Below are 18,687 nucleotides of genomic sequence, written 5' to 3'. Positions count from 1 at the left end.
AGTGGGCTTCGCGAACTTCTCAAAACAAAGCAGGCGCCCCGGCCCCGGCAATGTAATCTTGGCTGACCAAAGTTAGATGCACGGTTTTCAGGGAAGTAGCAGCCGTGTCCCCATTACATAAAAAAATAATCAGCCCCCGCATATCGAAACGGTCGAGAGGGCCGCCTCCGGGCTGGTGCCCTTCCTCGGAAAAGTTCGCGAAGCCCACTTCTCCGAGGAAGGGCACCAGCCCGGAGGCGGCCCCAGCGCGAGACCGTCCCGGATGCCTATCTACTCGTTGTCGCCTGCGGTCATTTGCGTTGCGGAAAGCGCGCCGTCGGCAGCGGTTGCGGCCGCGGCGTCGGGCCAGACCCAGTCGGTGAAGGCCGGGTGATCGTAGCCCTCATCGCACGCGAACTCGAAGGCCTCGGTGCGGAATGCCTCCCACTTATCAATCTGCTCGGCAAACTTATCGGCGTCGACCATGCGCAGCACGTCGGCGGCCAGTGCCCAGCGGTCCATGTTGTTCAGGCGCAGCATGTCGAACGGCGTTGTCGTGGAGCCTTTCTCCTCGTAGCCGTGGACGCGGAAGGCATCGTGGCCGGGGCGGTTCCAAATCAGACGGCGAATCGTGCCGGCATAAGCGTGGAACGCGAAGAGGACAGGCTTATCGCCGCAGCCGAACAGCTCAGCCCAGCGCTCGTCACTGAGAGCCTGGTCGTTCTCGCAGACGTTCTGGATCTTGAGCAGATCGACCACGTTGACGAACCATACCTTGATGCCCAGCTCGCGCAGCATGTCGGTTGCAGCCAGAGCCTCGAGCGTCGGCACGTCGCCGCAGGTGGCGACCACGACATCGGCCTCGGCGAGCGAATCGGCGGTCGATGCCCACTCCCAGGTCGCAACGCCCTCGGCGAGCTCCGCCTTGGCCTCGTCGACCGTCTGGAAGGTCGGAGCAGGCTGCTTGCCGCAGAAGATGGCGTTGACGCAGTCGGTGGACTGGTAGACGCGCTCGGCAACGGCAAGGGCCATGTTGGCGTCGGCCGGATAGTAGGCGTTTACGATGTGTGTGTCGTTGGCCTTGTTGAGCAGCAGGTCAATAAAGCCGGGGTCCTGGTGCGAGAATCCGTTGTGGTCCTGGCGCCAGACATGGCTCGACAGCAAAATGTTAAGGCCGCTAATGGGAGCACGCCACGGAATCTCGCGCTTGGTAGCCTCGAGCCACTTGCAGTGCTGGTTGACCATGGAGTCGACCACATGGACAAAGCTCTCGTAGGAGCTCCACACGCCGGAACGGCCAGTGAGCACGTAGGCCTCGAGGAAGCCCTCGCATTGGTGCTCGGACAGCTGCTCGACGACCTTACCGGAGCCTGCCAGCAGCTCGTCGTTGGCCTCGTCCTCGTAGAAGCCGGCGTCCCACTGCTTCTTGGTCACCTTGTAGGCAGCCTGCAGGCGGTTGGACGCGGTCTCGTCGGGACCGAAGATGCGGAAGTCATCCATGTTCTTGGCCAGAACGTCGGCAGTGTACTCACCAAAGACGCGGGCGGCCTCGGTAGAGCCCCAGCCATGACCATTAGTGTCGACGGGGACCTCGTGGGCATGAATATCGGGCAGCTCGAGCTCGCGACGCACCTTACCGCCGTTCGCGTTGGGGTTGGCGCCGATGCGCAGCTCGCCGGTCGGCATAAAGGCCGTCACCTCGGGGCGCACCTGGCCCTCGGGCGTAAAGAGCTCCTCGGGCTTGTAGGAACGCAGCCACTCGCGCAGCACGCGGAAGTGCTCGTGGGTGTCCTTGGCACTCGCCAGCGGCACCTGATGCGCGCGCCAGGAGTCCTCGGTCTTCTTGCCGTCGATCTGCTTGGGGCAGGTCCAGCCCTTGGGCGTGCGGAACACAATCATGGGGTAGGCCGGGCGGACCACGGTCTCGCCTGAGGCGGCCTGGGCCTGCGCGGTGGCCTTGATGTCACAAATCTCATCGAAGACCTGCTCAAACAGGGCAGCGAAACGCGCATGAATGCTTGCGTGGCTCTCGTCGTCAAAGCCGGCGACAAAGAAGTGCGGCTTATAGCCCATGCCCTCAAAGAACTTGGTGAGCTCCTCATCGGACACGCGGGCAAGGATGGTGGGGTTGGCGATCTTGTAGCCGTTGAGGTGCAGGATCGGCAAAACGATACCGTCGGTTGCCGGGTTCACGAGCTTGTTGGATTGCCAAGAGGTCGCGAGCGGGCCGGTCTCGGACTCGCCGTCGCCCACCACGGCCACGGCCAACAGGCTCGGGTTGTCCATGACGGCACCGTAAGCGTGGCTGAGCGTGTAGCCGAGCTCGCCGCCCTCGTGGATGGAACCGGGCGTCTCGGGCGCAAAGTGGCTCGGGATGCCGCCGGGATAAGAGAACTGGCGGAAGAACTTCTGCAGGCCTGCCTCGTCATTGGTGATGTCGGGGCGAATCTCGCGGTAGGTGCCGTCGAGCAGCGACTGAGCAGTACCGGCGGGGCCACCGTGACCAGGGCCCATCAAGAAGATAGCATTCTGGTTGTGGTCGGCGATCAGTCGATTGACGTGACCGAACAGGAAGTTGATGCCGGGCGTGGTACCCCAGTGACCGACCAAGCGGTGCTTAACGTCCGGGCGACCAAAGTCGCGCACCTCACCGGTTTTCTCGTCGACAAAGTCAGTGCGCATCAGCGGGTTAGAGCGAAGGTAGATCTGGCCGACGGACAGATAGTTCGATGCGCGCCAATACAGGTCGACGCCCTCGAGCTCGGAAGCCGGCACCTCGTGGCCCAGCTTTTGCCACGGCGTCCCCAGTGTTTTAGCCATTGTTTGTGTCCCTTCGCTGCGTGGTCACCCTCCGATACGGCAACCTTTCGTTGGGACTAGTATATTTGCTAAAACGTTTTATCATGGTGAAAAAACGTTTTACCATCCTTATCAATCCCATCGATTGGCAAAACGTGACATTCACCTGCGGCATTGTCTGTCACAGCTGCTCCACATTCGGTTTCTGCAAATTGATAAACGTGTTTAGTTGTGTTTAGTAAGCTCGAGCACGCTGTCCTTAACGATAAGCGCCGGCTCCAGCACGACCTCTTCGGCACGTCTACCGCCCCTACCGGCAAGACGCTTGGACATGCAGGCAAAAGCATGCTCCGCAAGGACACCAGGATCCTGCTCAATGGCGGTCAGCGCCGGCTCAAAGAGAACGTCGGCCGCCGAGTTGTCATAGCTCACCACCGAGATATCGCCCGGAATGCTCTTCCCCATCTCGTGCAGGCGCTTGAGCAGACCGAGGGCAATGTTATCCGAGCTTGCGAACACGGCGGTGGCGTCGGTTGCGAGCACCGCCTCCGAAGCCTCGTATGCGCTCGAAATGTAGTACTCGCTCTCAAACTCCAAACGCGCGTCGATCGGCAGGCCAACCTCGCGCAGCGCACGCTCGTAGCCGGCAAGTCGTTTGCGGCCCGTATTGGAACGGCGCGCGTTAACCAAGCAGGCAATGCGACGGTGGCCCTGCCCGATCAGATAGCGGGTAGCCATGTAGCCACCCATCTCATGGTCGAACATCACCTTGTCGCACTCGAGTCCCTCAATGGCACGGTCGACCATCACGGCAGGGATAGGCAGATGGCTGACCTCTTCGCGCAGGGCGCGGTCGTCGGAGAACTCGTCACCCACCACCAGAAAGACGCCGTCGACGCCGCGCGTCACCAGCTGGCGCAGGAGCTCCAGATCGTCATCGGCACTTCCACCCGAGCTGGTAATAAAGAGCGCGTAACCGTCCTCGCGGCAACGCTTTTCCAAGCTGCCGGCAAGCGAGGCAAAAAAGCGGCTCTCGATATTGGGGACGATAAGGCCCAGCGTGCGTGACTCGCGCATGACCAGGCTACGCGCGATCTGGTTAGGAACATAGTGGTTGCGCGCCGCGACCTCCTTGATGAGCTTGCGGTTTTCTTCCGAGATGCGACAGGGCCGATTATTGAGAACAAGCGAGACCGACGAGGGGGAAAGCCCCACCTCCTGGGCAATCTGCTTGAGGGTGACTTTGTTGGCCATCTCGCTCCTTCCTGGTTTACGCGCAATCTCTTGAAAGTATAGCGACCGCCCCTCTACCTCGTTGATAAACACTTTACCAATCCGGTGGACGGCTGTTTTATCGCCGCCAGCGCACCAAATCCGCCCGGGTGGGGTATATTGCAATCGATTGATGACAACGACCACCAAAAGGCGGATATTCGTATGCACGAGAACGACTTTTTTAACGAGGACCTGCTGTGTGCGCTTGCTGGCGTTGCCGGCGAGGACAACGTGCTGATGAGCGAGCCCATGCGCGAGCACACCACGTTTAAGATCGGCGGCCCGGCCGACATCTTTGTCACGCCCGATACCGAACAGGGCCTCGTCGCCACGCTCGATACCTGTTATCGCTGCGATCTGCCCCTCACCATCGTGGGCAACGGCTCCGACCTACTCGTCGGCGACAAGGGCATCCGCGGCGTCGTCGTGGCGTTGGGCGAGGGCCTCTCCGACATTACGGTCAACGGCACGCACGTCACGGCAGCAGCCGGCGCCTTGCTTTCCGATGTCGCCGCGGCAGCAGCCGAGGCCGGTCTCACCGGCATGGAGCCCATCTCGGGTATCCCCGGATCGGTCGGCGGCGCCTGCTACATGAACGCCGGTGCCTACGGTGCCTGCATGGCCGATGTGCTGGAGTCTGTGCGCGTCTACAAGCCCGCCCGCATGCTCGACGACGGCACCCGCGGTAGCGGCAGCATCATCGAGTTCGATGTCGACGAGCTTAACCTGGGCTATCGCAAGAGCCGCATCGCCGACGACGGCTTCATCGTGCTTTCGGCCACTTTCAATCTCGCCCCGGGCAACACCGCGATGATCAAGGCCGACATGGACGACTACCGCCAGCGCCGCGAGGACAAGCAGCCGCTCGACATGCCGAGCGCCGGCTCCACCTTCAAGCGCCCCGAGGGCTACTTTGCCGGCAAGCTCATCATGGATGCCGGCTTGCGCGGCCACGCCGTCGGCGGCGCCCAGGTGAGCGAAAAACACTGCGGCTTCATCGTCAACGCCGACCACGCCACCGCCGCCGACGTCGACGAACTCATCCGCGACATCCAAGCCAAAGTCAAAGAGCAGTTCGACGTAGACCTAGAACCCGAAGTCCACCGAGTAGGCGAATTTTAATAGCCCGCTCGCCGCGGTCCACTTTAATTAATAACGGGACAAGTGATGTAGCTCACTTGTCCCGTTTTCATTTATTTGCGAAGAACATCGGCCATCCGCAGGATTGAAATCATCGACCGATAAGTGAGTTCCACCTTTTCGCCCGCAAGCAGTCGTTTCGAGCCAATCTCATCTAGCCCCACAAGCCGAGAAAACAGCAAGCTACTCATCGTGCCCTCGTCAATTGATTCCTTTATGGTCTTCAAAACGTCCGTATCATGAAGCGACGCCGAGCTGTAGGGGGCAACACGAGCGGAACTCTCAATTAACGACGAGACAAAAGGATGGAGATGCTTTGGACATAGTCCATCAAACACCACATCCCCATTGTCATCCGAGCCGACTAGTCGCCAACTATAATGATCGACCCAGTCGTCTCCGTCATATATGGTGTCCATGAGCAACTTCCCGTCTAGAGAGAAACCTGTTTGAACATCGGGGCGCAAGACCGCAATCCATATAGGACCCGCAGCAGCTCCAACCCAACGCACCACACGACAATTGTATATTGCGACTATTTTAGATCTACATGATCAGTTCGAGTTCGCAACAAGGCGATTATTGCAGCTAGGTTATATTTCATTTTCCACTTTGATGAGCCGTCGGCTCCAAATTCCAAAACCGAAGTCCACGGAGTCGATAATTTTATTTAAAAAGAAGGCCCCGAAAGGGGCCTTCGCCATCTTTATATCAGACAACCAGTCCGGTGTATCGCGCTTTGAACCCGGAAGGTCCGGGACTGCGGGCGAGGCATAAGGTTGGTCGCGAGTTCCGCACGCAAAGAAGGCCACTTAATGTGGCCTTCGTCTTGCGCAGGACTGTAGAGCAGGCAACCTTATGCCTCGCCCGCAGTCCCGGACCAACCAGCTTCAAGCCGCAGTTACGACAGCGCAATACCGCCAAGCCAGCCCCAACGCACGCCAGAGCCAGTGCCATAGAAGCTAATAAACGAATCGAGCGACTTCGATGTAATGGCTCCCTCATTGCTCATAACGATGCCGCCGCCAACGTAGATACCCACATGACCGTAAATAAGGCCCGGAGCACCCGTGCCGCTATGCGAGGAGTCGGCCACGATCATGCCCACCTGCAGCGCCGAGCGGTCGGAGCTATAGCACCAGGCGTTGAACATGTCACACGCGTTGCCGCCAAAATAGCCCACGCCGGCATTGCGGAAGACATTGGTAACCCACGCCGCGCACCAGTTCTGACCCGGCGAAGGCGTGGAGTAGCACGCGTTGACGACGGCCTGCTGCTTGCCCGAGCCGGCATTCTGCTGCGGAGTTCCGGGCGCATACGATCCACCGCCCGAGCTCGAACCACCCGAGTAGGAATTGTTCTTGTTCGCGGCGGCCGCGGCAGCGGCGGCCTTCCTAGCGGCCTCCTCGGCCTGGGCGGCAGCGAGAATCTCGGAATCGCGCTGAGCCATGAGCTCCTTGACGTCGTCGGAAAGACCGTTCAGCACGGTCTGGACTTCTTGCTGCTTGGCCTGCATATCCTGCATCTGAGCCGTCTGCTGGTCCTTGAGTTTCTCCAGGTTGGCCTTTTGTGCTTCGAGCTCGGTCTTCTGCGCGTCGAGCTCAGCCTGAATCGTCTGGATATCCTCGATGGCATCGCGGTCGCTCTTGTTGATCTTCTCAACGTAATGCGCGTTGGCGACGAGTTCCTCAAACGAGCCAGAGGCCAGCAGCAGCGACAGGATGTTCGTACCGCCGGACTTGTAGCTGGCGGCCACGCGATCGGAAAGGTCGTTGCGCTTCTTCTTGAGCTCGGCCTTCTTTTCATCGATCTGGGCCTGCGTGTCGTCAATCTTGCCCTGGACATTCTCGATGTCGTTGAGGGTCTGGGCATTCTTGTTGGCCAGCGCCGCATACTCATTTGCGATGCTGTCGAGCTGGGCCTGAACCTCGTCGAGTTGGGCCTGGGCGGCATTCAATTTATCGGTGGTTTCTTTGGAAGCCTCCGCCGCATGGGCGCGAGTGGGCAGGCCAAAAAGAACTGCCGCAGAAGCGGCGCCGAACAGGGCCTTAAGGGCAGTGCGGCGCGAGAGCTCCTGGGAAAGGATGGAATCGCTGTTTGGTGACATATGTACTCCGTTACATGCTTATTTATATGTCGCTCAACTCATACATATTAGCGTACATATGGCGCGTCCCAACGATTTCCACGAACGGCAGGAAACTACAAGGTCGGCGGCTCGTAAGCAATTGTCAAATTTGAGGTAACAATTGAGCAAGCTCTTATATGAGTACGTTAACATAATCCTCTGCTTTTCCTACAGTGCACCATTTGGGCGTCCCCGCCTGCGCTATACTCCCCTCTAGAAGTGTTCCTGATTCGATAGGAGACTACATGTCCAAAGCACTCGACCCCAAAGACACCTGCGTCCTCGTTACCGGTGGCGCCGGTTTTATCGGCTCGCACACCGTCGTTCAGCTGCTCGAGGGTGGCTACCAGGTCGTCATCGTCGATGATCTCTCCAACTCCAGCGCCGTCGCCGTCGACCGCGTCAAGACCATCGTGGGCGACGAAGCCGCCAAGAACCTCACCTTCTACAAGGCCAACGTGCTCGACCGCGATGCGATGAACAAGATCTTCGATACCCATCAGATCGACCGTGTCATCCACTTTGCCGGCTTTAAGGCCGTCGGCGAGTCGGTGAGCAAGCCCGTCGAGTACTACCACAACAACATCGAGAACACCCTGGTGCTCATCGACGTCATGCGCAACCATGGCTGCAAGTCCATCATCTTCTCGAGCTCCTCGACCGTCTACGGCGACCCGGACAACCCGCCCGTCACCGAGGAAGACCCCAAGAAGCCCGCAACCAACCCCTATGGCTGGACCAAGTGGATGATCGAGCAGATCCTTATGGACGTCCACACCGCCGACCCCGAGTGGGACGTCGTGCTGCTCCGTTACTTCAACCCCATCGGTGCTCATCCGTCGGGCCTGATCGGCGAGGACCCCAAGGGCATCCCCAACAACCTGGTGCCCTATGTCGCCCAGGTCGCCGTGGGCAAGCTCGAGGCCGTTCAGGTCTTTGGCAACGACTACCCCACCCCCGACGGCACCGGCGTGCGCGACTACATCCACGTGTGCGATCTGGCCTCTGGTCACGTTGCCGCCCTTAACTGGATGAACGGCAAAACCGGCGTCGAGATCTTTAACCTGGGCACCGGCACCGGCACCTCGGTACTCGAGGTCGTCGCCGCCTTCTCCAAGGCTTGTGGCAAGGAGCTGCCCTACGTGATCCGCGAGCGCCGCGCCGGCGACATCGCTGCCAACTGGTGCGATGCCTCAAAGGCCGAGCGCATGATGGGCTGGAAGGCCCAGTACGACATCGCGGACATGTGCCGCGATAGCTGGAACTGGCAGAGCCACAACCCCAACGGCTTCGCCGACGCCGAGTAGCAAAAACCTACATACCGTTCTTGCCCCGATCTCACGTTGTGAGGTCAGGGCTTTTTTCATGGCATGTAGCCATTCGCCGAAAATCGACCAACTTTTTTATCTTGCCTGTACATGTTTAAACAACATGTTTTACAATAGGCGTATCGAATCAGAACATCGGAGGCGGACTGCACACCCATCGGCAGGCCGACCCCACAACAAGAAGGTTGGTGAGCGCATTCATGGAGCGTGCAAGCGGCGTCCTCATGCCCGTCTCATCTCTGCCCGGACCATACGGAATCGGCGGCTTTGGCTGGAATGCCTACGACTTCGTCGATTTTCTCGCCTCGTGCAAACAACATTACTGGCAGATTCTGCCCCTTACGACGACCAGCTATGGCGATTCGCCTTATCAGTCGTTCTCGGCCCGCGCAGGCAACCCCAACTTTATCGACTTTGCCGAGCTTATCGAGGCAGGGTATCTGGAGCAGCGCGATATCGATGGCGTGTATCTGGGATCCGACCCCAGCAATGTCGACTACGGTGCCATCTTTGGCGGCCGCCGTCAGATTCTCGACCGCGCCGCCGAGCGCTTTGCTGCCGACAAGCCGGCCGATTTCGATGACTTTATCCAGGCCAACGAGGACTGGCTCATCCCCTACTGTGAGTTCATGACCGTCAAAGAGGAGTGCGGTCTCAAGGCGTTTTGGGAGTGGCCCGCGGAGCTCCGCACCCGCGGCGAGGCTTCCGCCAAGGTCTGCACCGACCATCCGGCGCGTATGCTCTACCACCAGATGACGCAGTACTTCTTCGATCGCCAGTGGAGCCGCCTCAAGGCCTATGCCAACGAGCGCGACATTCTCATCATCGGCGACCTGCCCATCTATGTCTCGCGTGACTCCGTCGAGATGTGGGCGACACCTGAGCTCTTTAAGATCGACGCCGCCGGCAATCCCGTGAGCGTCGCCGGCACGCCGCCCGACCAGTTCTCGGCCACCGGCCAGTACTGGGGCAACCCCATCTACGACTGGGACGCCATGGAGGCCGACGGCTTCTCCTGGTGGGAGGGCCGCATTCGCGCCGCCCTCGACATGTACGACGTCATCCGCCTGGATCACTTCCGCGGCTTCGAGGCCTATTGGGAGGTGCCGTTCTCCTCGCCTGATTCGTCCTACGGTTCGTGGACGCAGGGTCCCGGCCTCAAGCTCTTCAAGACGCTCGAGGAAAAGCTCGGCACGCTGCCCATCATCGCCGAGGACCTGGGCTTCCTCACCCCCGGCGTCATCGATATGCGCGACAACTCGGGCTTCCCCGGCATGAAGATCCTGCAGTTTGCCTTTGAGGGCACCAACTCGTACTACCTGCCGCACAACTACATTGCCAACACCGTCGCCTACGTGGGCACTCACGACAACGAGACGGCACGCGGCTGGTTTGAAGGAACGGCTACCCCGCGTCAGCGCGAGCAGACAGCCCTGTACACCCATCAGCAGGCCGGCGAACCCATCGCCGACGCGCTCAACCGAACCATCGCAGCCAGCGTGAGCGACACGTGCATCTACACCATGCAGGACCTGCTCAACTTGGGCAACGAGGCGCGCATCAACACCCCTGCCACGCTGGGCGGCAACTGGACCTGGCGCATGCTCGACGGCGCCATCACCCGCGAGCTCGAGCACAAACTCACCGACTGGACCGAGACCTACTTCCGCATCCCGTCGGAAGCCGAAATCGAGCTTCCTCAATAGGAGCTACCGCGCCCGACCCCTCCCCACCGTGCGGACGCGCTTGCTTACCCGCGCGAGGCCACCCCAATCCCCTCGCGCGGGATTCTTATGAATTGCAGACATGTAATCAACCCATTACAGGAGGAAACATGCCCCAAATTAACCTCATGGAACTCGCCGAGCAGTCTTTTGGCACCTCGCTCGAGCAGCTCGACGACCGTCGCATTTACAAGCTGCTGGTCAAACTCGTGCAGGAGCGCTCCGCCGCCTGCCCGCTCAACAACGGCAAGAAAAAGCTCTATTACATTTCCGCCGAATTTTTGATCGGCAAGCTGCTCATCAACAACATGATCGACCTCGGCATCTACGACGAGGTTAAGGACCAGCTCACCGCCGCAGGCCACGACCTCAACAAGATCGAGGAGTTCGAGGTCGAGCCGTCGCTCGGCAACGGCGGCCTGGGCCGCCTGGCCGCATGCTTCCTGGATTCCATCGCCACGCTGGGCTTGACCGGCGATGGCGTGGGCCTCAACTATCACTACGGCCTGTTCCGTCAGCGCTTTGTGGACAACCAGCAGAAGGCCGTCCCCGACGAGTGGCTCGGTGAGCAGGACATCCTAGTCGACGACGACCGCTCCTACACCGTCGAGTTCGGCGATTTTGCCGTTACCTCCAAGCTCGTCAACATCGACGTGCCCGGTTACGGCCAGCCCACCAAGAACCGTCTGCGCCTGTTCGACCTGGCGAGCGTCGACGACGGCCTGGTCCCCGGCAGCTCCATCGACTTCGACAAGACAGAGATCGCCAAGAACCTCACCTTGTTCCTCTACCCCGACGATTCCGACGAGCAGGGCCGCCTGCTTCGCATCTACCAGGAATACTTCATGGTGAGCAACGCCGCCCAGCTCCTGATCGACGAGGCCATCGAGCGCGGCAGCAACCTGCACGATCTGGCCGACTACGCCGTGGTCCAAATTAACGACACGCACCCCACCATGGTCATCCCCGAGCTCATTCGCTTGCTCACCACCGAGCATGGCATCGAGTTTGACGAGGCCGTGACCATCGTACGCTCCATGGTCGCCTACACTAACCACACGATTCTTGCCGAGGCGCTCGAGAAGTGGCCGCTCGTCAGCCTGCAGAAGGTCTCCCCTGCCATCGCCGACATTATCGTCAAGCTCGATGAGATCGCGAAAGCCGAGCACGATGACCCGCGCGTCGCCATCATTGACGAGCACGACACCGTCCACATGGCCCACATGGACATCCACTTTGGCTTCTCCATCAACGGTGTAGCCGCCCTCCACACCAAGATTCTGGAGGACACCGAGCTTCATCCGTTCTACGAGATCTATCCCGAGAAGTTCTCCAACAAGACCAACGGCATCACCTTCCGCCGCTGGATCCATGGGGCCAACCCCGCGCTCGCCAGCCTGCTCGACGATGTGATCGGCACCGACTGGCGCAGCACCGGCGATCTGAGCAAACTCGCCAAGTTCGCCGACGACAAGAATGTTCTTGAGCGCCTGGCCGCCACCAAGACCGAGGCCAAGGCCATCATGCGCCAGTTCATGGCGCTCGAACAGGGCGTGACGATCCCATCCAACGCCATCATCGATGTTCAGGTCAAGCGTATCCACGAGTACAAGCGCCAGCAGATGCTCGCGCTCTACATAATCTGGAAGTATCTCGACATCAAGAACGGCAATAAGCCTAAGCACCCCGTCACCATCATCTTTGGCGGCAAGGCGGCCCCTGCCTACACTATCGCGCAGGACATCATCCATCTGATCTTGACGCTGTCGCAGTGGATTGCAAACGACCCCGACGTGGCTCCCTACCTGCAGGTTGTCATGATCGAGAACTACAACGTCACCGCCGCCGAGCGCGTGATCCCCGCCGCCGACATCTCCGAGCAGATCAGCCTGGCCTCCAAGGAGGCGAGCGGCACCTCCAACATGAAGTTCATGCTCAACGGCGCCCTAACCCTGTGCACGCTCGACGGTGCCAACGTGGAGATTGCCGAGCTCGTGGGCGACGAGAACATCTATACCTTTGGTGCCTCGTCCAAACAGGTCGAGCAGCTCTACGCCGACGGCACCTACAACGCCGGTGCGCTCTACCGCAAGCCCGGAATTAAACTGCTGGTGGACTTCATCACCAACCCGGCCTTTATGGCAACCGGCAACGCCGAGCGCCTGCAGCGCCTGCACGACGACATTAAGGGCAAGGACTGGTTTATGGCCCTGCTCGACATTGAGGAGTACATCCAGACCAAGGAGCGCGTGCTGGCCGACTACGAGGACCAGGACGCCTGGATGCGCAAGGCGCTCATCAATATCGCCAACGCCGGCACCTTCTCGTCCGACCGTACGATCTCCCAGTACAACGACGAGATCTGGCACCTGAGCTAATTCGGTTTCATCGCCCATCCTCTTGAAAACGGAGCCACGGCAACGCGGCTCCGTTTTTTGTGCCCGCACGTTACCCTGTGATCCGACTCGGCCAAACAATCTCGATCCATAACAACTACTCAACCAAAACGGTCCCAGCTGTTACAGATTGAGACATACCGGCCCCTCCCCTTGGGTTTATCTCAATCTGTAACATCTAGCAGGTGAAATTCGCCTTCGGTGTTACAGATTTAGATGAAATGGTTGGCACAGCGGAACCGTCTCGATCTGTAACATCTAACGTCCGAAATCGGCCCTACCTGTTACAGATCAAGACAAACTGACAGACGGAAAGCCCCAACACAAAGAAAGGCTCCCCTCTCGCCCAGTGGACGGGAGGGGAGCCTTATATGTGACCGCGGCAAAAGGATGGCAATACCGCAGTCGCCCAAAGGGAGGGCCTGGATGAACCGGGCCTAGATAAGGTTCTTGCCAGACACCTTATCGAAGAGGTGGGTCGCGTTCTTCTCGAACTTGAACCAGATGGGGTCGCCCGCCTTGAGCGCACCCTTGGCCTCAAGGTCGACAACGGGAATGATCAGGACGAACTGGCCATCGGGAGCGGTCACGTGGACATGCTCGGTCGAACCCATGAGCTCGGTCACCTCGACGGTACCCTGGAGCGCGCCCTCCTCGTCCTTGTCGGCAAGCAGAATCTGCTCGGGACGCACGCCGGCCGTGATCTCCTTCACGTCGCCGCCGTCCCAGTTGAGAGCAAGCTGAGCGCAGGTCTCGGGGGCGAGCGCCACGTTCATATCCTCGGTCTTGACGGTAAAGCCGTTGCCCGAGCGCACCAGCTGGGCATCGAAGAAGTTCATCTGCGGCACGCCGATAAAGCCGGCGACGAAGATGTTCGCGGGATGGTTGAAGACCTCCTGCGGGGTGGCGATCTGCTGGACGACGCCGTCCTTCATGACCACGATACGGTCACCGAGGGTCATGGCCTCGGTCTGGTCGTGGGTGACGTAGATGAACGTGCCCTTGATCTCGTGGCGCAGCTTGATGAGCTCGGCGCGCATCTGGTTGCGCAACTTGGCATCCAGGTTGGACAGCGGCTCGTCCATCAGGAAGACCTTGGGGTCACGCACGATGGCGCGGCCGATGGCGACGCGCTGGCGCTGGCCGCCAGAGAGCGCCTTGGGCTTACGGTCGAGGTACTCGGTAATACCCAGGATCTCGGCAGCGGAGCGAACCTTGCGGTCGATCTCGTCCTTGGGGACCTTCTTGAGCTCAAGCGTAAACGCCATGTTCTCGTACACCGTCATATTGGGGTACAGAGCATAACTCTGGAACACCATGGCGATGTCGCGGTCCTTGGGCGCCACGTCGTTGACGCGCTTGCCATCGATGAACACATCGCCGGAGGTGATGTCCTCCAGGCCGGCGACCATGCGCATCGTCGTGGACTTACCGCAGCCAGAAGGGCCAACGAGGACGATGAACTCCTGGTCGTGAACGGTGAGGTTGAAGTCCTCTACAGCGAGCACACCGTCCTCGGTAACCTTGAGGTTGTGCTTCTTCTCCTCGGTCTTCTTCTTTTTGCCAAAGAAGCCCTTCTTTTTTGACTCGTTGTTGGGATACACCTTCTGAACATGTTTGAGAACGATCTCGGCCATGTCTTTACCTTTCGATACGCGGCGCCGCGCTGAGAGGCGCCGCCAAAACTTGCAAAACAGTTACGGCATCAGCCCTTGACGGCACCTGCCACCACACCGTCGATGATGTACTTCTGGCAGAAGATGTACATGATGACGATGGGGATGACGACCATCATGATGCACGCCATCATGGGGCCGAGCTCGACGTGGCCATAGCCGCCACGGAAGTACTGGATCAAGATAGGAATGGTCTTGTACTTGGTGGAGTCGAGCGTAAGGTAGGGCAGCAGATAGTCGTTCCAGACCCACATGGTCTCAAGGATGCCGACCGAAAGATAGGTGGGCTTCATAATGGGAAGGACGATCTTAAAGAACACTTGGACCGGGTTGCAGCCGTCGATCATGGCCGCTTCCTCAATCTCGAGCGGGATGTTCTTGACGAAGCCGGCGAACATAAAGACCGCGAGGCCCGCGCCAAAACCAAGGTAGATGAAGCAGATGTTAAACGGCGTGTTAAAGCCGATGCGGTCCGCGAGGTTGGACAGCGTGAACATGAGCATCTGGAACGGTACGACCATCGAGAAGACGAACAGGTAATAGAAGAAGTTCGAGATCTTGCTGTTGACGCGCACCACGTACCAAGCGCACATGGAGCAGCACACCAGAATCAGCACGACCGACGTGACCGTGATGATAAGCGAGTACATAAACGCCGAGGCAAAGCCCTGCTCGTTCAGAGCGTGCACGTAGTTTGCGAGGCCGTTGAACGTCTCGGGCGTGAGCAGATCGAACGCCGTGGTGGTGCTGATTGCGGTCGCTTTCTTAAAGGAATTGAGCGCAATCATGAACACGGGGTAGATCCATGCGAGCGACAGGATCGTAAAGAAGATCGAGAGCGCGCGGTTGATAGCCTTATCGCGTTTCATTACTGCTGCACCTCCTTGGACCTCGTGGCCTTAAGCTGGATCATAGAAATAGCGACAACCAGGATGCAGAAGATAACTGCCTTGGCCTGACCGATGCCCTGCCATGCGATGCCAGCACGCGAATAGAACGTGTTGTAGATGTTCAGGGCGAGCATCTCGGTGGAGTGCGCCGGGGCGCCACCGGTAAGGGCGAGGTTCTGGTCGAACAGCTTAAAGCCGTTGGTGATGGACAGGAACAGGCAGATGGTGATGGTCGGCATCAGGTTGGGGATCTTAACCTTCCAAAACGTCTGCCATGCCGTAGCGCCATCGACCTTGGCGGCCTCGATGTAGTCAGACGGAATGGACTGCAGACCGGCGATGTAGATGATCATCATGTAGCCGACCTGTTGCCACAGGGTCAGGATGATAAGGCCCCAGAAGCCAGCGGCGGAGTTGAGGGCGATAAGCTGGGCACCCACGTTGGAGAGCAGGCAGTTGATCAGAATCTGCCAAATGTAACCCAGTACAATGCCGCCAATCAGGTTAGGCATAAAGAAAATCGTACGGAAGATGTTGGTGCCCTTGAGCGCCTTGCGAGTGAGCGCCTGCGCAATGGCCAGCGCGATCACGTTGATGAGCACCGTCGACAGGAAGGCAAACGCCACGGTAAAGAAGAACGACGTGGAGAACTGCGGATCGGACAGCGCGCGCACGTAGTTCTCGATACCGACAAAGTGCGCGTTATTGATGGTAATAAACTGGCAGAACGAGAGATAGAAACCCTGGATAAAGGGAATCACGAACCCGATCATAAACGCCAGGCACGTGGGCAGCATAAAGAGCGGCCACCAGCGCTTGAGTGCTTTGCCCATAGAAGGGTCCTTTCAATATGCAGGGGGCGGGCAAACCTACGTCTGCCCGCCCCCTGTCGCTAATCAGATAGCTTGGGCAGCAACTGCTTACTCGGAAGCAGCCTTCTCGGTCTTCCAGCCATCGACGAAGGCGTTCTTGACGCCGTCCCACTTGGTGTTGTCGGCAGCATAAGCGATGAGAGCCTGCTTGAGGTTCTTCTTCCACTCCTCGGAGGGGATGTAAACGAAGTCCCAAGCGACGGTCTTCTTGCCGTCCTTGGCCATAGCAACGGCCTGCTGAGAGAAGACGTTGGTGGTCTCCTTAGCGCTCTTGAACGGGGCGGTCAGACCCATCTTGTCAGCGATGATGCTGGTGGCGGTGTCAGAAGTGACGCACCAATACATGAAGTCCTCGGTGGCCTTCTGGGCATCCTCGGAAGCCTGGGAGCTGACGCACCAGTAGTTCTCGCCGCCGGAGCACAGGCCCTGGTTCTCCTCGCCGTCGACGCCGATGTAGATCGGCAGCATGCCGAGCTGGTCGTCGGTCATACCGGCCTTGGTGAGGTCGGCGTAGGCCCAAGAGCCGTTCTGATAGAAGACGGCCTTGCCGGTTGCGAACTCGTTGGTGGCGTCGTCACCGGTCTTGGAGGCGAGCTGCGAAGGATCGCAGGTGGAGTCGGTGATGTACAGGTCGAAGATCTGCTTAAAGTTGTCGAGATACTCGCCCTTGATCTCGTCGTCCTCCTGATTGTGCTCCTTCTCGAACTCGTAGTAGAGCGGGAGGTTGGCGAGGTGCGTGGTGTAGCGCCAGCTGGAGGAGTCATCCATACCGGCGGAAGTGAAGGCACCGTCAACGCCGAGCTCGTCCTTGCGGGCCTGGATGTCATCGGCGCAAGCCTTCAGCTTGTCGAAGGAGTTGATGTCCTCGGCCTTGTAGCCGGCCTTCTCGAGGAGCTCCTTGTTGTAAATGATGCCGTAGCTCTCCTGAACCCAGTCGATACCCAGATCCTTGCCGTCGGACTGCAGCGCCAGGGAGTCGTCGATGAGCTCGCCGCGGAGCTTGGTGTCGGAAAGATCGGCGCAGTAGTCCTTCCAGTTCTTAAGGCCGGTGGGGCCGTTGACCTGGAACAGCGTCGGAGCGGAGCTCTTGGACATCTCGGACTTGAGCTTCTCCTCGTAGGTGTTGGAGGCGGCGGTCACGATCTTGACCTCGACGCCCTTCTCCTTCTTGTACGCCTTGGCGATCTCCTTCCACTCCTTGTCGACCTCGGGCTTGAACTGGAGGAAGTAGACCTCGGCAGCGTCACCAGAAGCAGAGGAGCCAGAGCCGGCAGAACCACCGCAGCCCACGAGGCCCAGACCAAGAACCGCAGCCGCGGAACCAGCAAAGCCCAGGAACTGCCTTCTGCTCATTTCGTTCTTCATTACAATCCACCCTTTCACACCGTGGCGGCACCCTTTGCCGCCGCCTTCGGAGATTGGCTCGGGGACTTTGCCCCTTTTGCTGATTTGTACAATACGCTATTTGGCTAGTTGTTTGAACAAGTATTACTAGAGCGGTAGAAAAACTTCGGTGAACGGTAATTTCGACTTGATACTTGACAAGTTTTGTATAAACAATTATCTGTTATCGAATGCAGAGAAAACGCCCGATCAAGCCGATGCATCGTCGGTTTGACCGGGCGTTTTCGCTTTGAGGGAATGAGTCTCGTCAGGCTGCGAGCTAGCCGGCTATCGCTTGGAATTGACGCGGTAATGGAAGATCTCGGGGTGTGTGCGGGCATGCGTGACCTCGAACAAGATGCCGTCCGAGGTGTACGACTGGCTCTCCATAACGGCGACGCAGTTGTACTTGCCGAGGTCCAGATAGCTGCAGTCTTCATCGTTGGCGAGCTCGACACTCACCGTACGACGGCTCGCCATCACTTTGACGCCGCGCTTGTGCTCCAGATAGCCGTAGATAGAATCCGCCGCGATCTCGGGGGTCAGGCCCTTGGCGATCGACGCCAAAAAGTAGCCATGGTCCACTTGGCGCGCGCTGCCGTTGAGGCTTCGGACACGCACTACGCGAATCAGCTCCTCGCCCACCTTAAAGCCCAGGCGACGTGAGAGTTGCTCAGTGCAAATCAAATGTTCAAAAGACTTGACCTCGGTCGATGCGACGGCATTGTTGCGTTTTGCGAACTCGCCAAACGACTCAACCTCTTCGAGTGCGCCCAGCATGTCGGTTTCGCCCTTAAGCCAAATAACGCGCACGCCCTTACCGTGTATAGGCTGCACAAACATCTGGTCGGTCAGCATGCTCAAGGCGCGTCGAACGGTATTGCGCGTGCAGCCAAACTCCGCGGTCAGCTCGGCTTCGGTTGGCAGCATCTCCTGAAACGCATAGGTCCCGTTGATGATGCGCGAACGGATCTCGCGGTAGATTCCTTCGTAAATCGCTTTTGGCATGATTTCACCTCTAATGAATATGTATGGCTAGGCACGATAGCATTTCTTAAAGTTGTTTAAACCGATTATCGGTAAAGCACGGATTATTT

At 58.9% G+C, this 18,687-nt stretch carries 13 protein-coding genes; 4 read left to right on the top strand and 9 right to left on the bottom strand.

Annotated elements, in window-relative coordinates:
- Positions 1–270 precede the first annotated feature (270 nt).
- Positions 271–2,799 carry a phosphoketolase family protein gene (locus AAAT03_RS05840; RefSeq protein ID WP_349102828.1) on the bottom strand — a complete coding sequence of 843 codons (2,529 nt, stop codon included), beginning with the start codon at positions 2,797–2,799 and terminating at the stop codon, positions 271–273.
- A 204-nt stretch (positions 2,800–3,003) separates the two neighbouring features.
- A complete protein-coding gene (locus tag AAAT03_RS05835) occupies positions 3,004–4,032 on the bottom strand; it encodes a LacI family DNA-binding transcriptional regulator (protein WP_349102827.1) in 1,029 nt (342 codons plus the stop codon).
- Between the two features lie 183 nt (positions 4,033–4,215).
- Here AAAT03_RS05835 and murB point away from each other — a divergent pair, with 183 nt between their 5' ends.
- Positions 4,216–5,175, top strand: coding sequence for a UDP-N-acetylmuramate dehydrogenase (gene murB / locus AAAT03_RS05830; protein WP_349102826.1), 960 nt, complete (start codon positions 4,216–4,218; stop codon positions 5,173–5,175).
- A 71-nt stretch (positions 5,176–5,246) separates the two neighbouring features.
- Here murB and AAAT03_RS05825 read toward each other — a convergent pair whose 3' ends face one another.
- Both AAAT03_RS05825 and AAAT03_RS05820 read right to left on the bottom strand, forming a co-directional pair.
- Positions 5,247–5,612, bottom strand: coding sequence for a hypothetical protein (locus tag AAAT03_RS05825; protein WP_147350683.1), 366 nt, complete (start codon positions 5,610–5,612; stop codon positions 5,247–5,249).
- Positions 5,613–6,094: 482 nt separating this feature from the next.
- Positions 6,095–7,300: a hypothetical protein gene (locus AAAT03_RS05820; RefSeq protein ID WP_117564857.1), complete on the bottom strand. Its 1,206-nt coding sequence runs from the start codon at positions 7,298–7,300 to the stop codon at positions 6,095–6,097.
- Positions 7,301–7,566: 266 nt separating this feature from the next.
- Here AAAT03_RS05820 and galE point away from each other — a divergent pair, with 266 nt between their 5' ends.
- From galE to glgP, 3 genes are all read left to right on the top strand, one after another.
- A complete protein-coding gene (gene galE / locus AAAT03_RS05815) occupies positions 7,567–8,628 on the top strand; it encodes a UDP-glucose 4-epimerase GalE (protein ID WP_117736891.1) in 1,062 nt (353 codons plus the stop codon).
- A gap of 209 nt (positions 8,629–8,837) precedes the next feature.
- Positions 8,838–10,355: a 4-alpha-glucanotransferase gene (gene malQ / locus AAAT03_RS05810; protein WP_253057195.1), complete on the top strand. Its 1,518-nt coding sequence runs from the start codon at positions 8,838–8,840 to the stop codon at positions 10,353–10,355.
- A 128-nt stretch (positions 10,356–10,483) separates the two neighbouring features.
- On the top strand, positions 10,484–12,751 hold the full coding sequence (glgP, locus tag AAAT03_RS05805; protein ID WP_271728952.1) for a glycogen/starch/alpha-glucan family phosphorylase: 2,268 nt from the start codon (positions 10,484–10,486) through the stop codon (positions 12,749–12,751).
- Positions 12,752–13,206: 455 nt separating this feature from the next.
- Here the strand turns inward: glgP and ugpC are convergent, their stop codons facing one another.
- The 5 genes from ugpC to AAAT03_RS05780 all read right to left on the bottom strand — a co-directional run bounded on the left by ugpC (position 13,207) and on the right by AAAT03_RS05780 (position 18,598).
- Positions 13,207–14,406, bottom strand: coding sequence for a sn-glycerol-3-phosphate ABC transporter ATP-binding protein UgpC (gene ugpC, locus AAAT03_RS05800; protein ID WP_117636044.1), 1,200 nt, complete (start codon positions 14,404–14,406; stop codon positions 13,207–13,209).
- Positions 14,407–14,474: 68 nt separating this feature from the next.
- Positions 14,475–15,314 carry a carbohydrate ABC transporter permease gene (locus tag AAAT03_RS05795; RefSeq protein ID WP_117584245.1) on the bottom strand — a complete coding sequence of 280 codons (840 nt, stop codon included), beginning with the start codon at positions 15,312–15,314 and terminating at the stop codon, positions 14,475–14,477.
- Positions 15,314–16,168, bottom strand: coding sequence for a sugar ABC transporter permease (locus tag AAAT03_RS05790; protein WP_055252174.1), 855 nt, complete (start codon positions 16,166–16,168; stop codon positions 15,314–15,316). Before AAAT03_RS05790 ends, AAAT03_RS05795 begins: the two co-directional genes overlap by 1 nt.
- A gap of 87 nt (positions 16,169–16,255) precedes the next feature.
- The gene (locus AAAT03_RS05785; RefSeq protein WP_055252173.1) at positions 16,256–17,572 is read right to left on the bottom strand and encodes an ABC transporter substrate-binding protein; all 1,317 of its coding nucleotides are present in this window, start codon (positions 17,570–17,572) and stop codon (positions 16,256–16,258) included.
- Positions 17,573–17,878: 306 nt separating this feature from the next.
- A complete protein-coding gene (locus tag AAAT03_RS05780; protein WP_349102825.1) occupies positions 17,879–18,598 on the bottom strand; it encodes a GntR family transcriptional regulator in 720 nt (239 codons plus the stop codon).
- Positions 18,599–18,687 lie beyond the last annotated feature (89 nt).

The organism is Collinsella sp. CLA-AA-H167, from assembly GCF_040095305.1.
In the GTDB taxonomy this organism is placed as follows: Bacteria; Actinomycetota; Coriobacteriia; order Coriobacteriales; family Coriobacteriaceae; genus Collinsella.
This window is presented reverse-complemented; position numbering and strand designations above follow the sequence as displayed.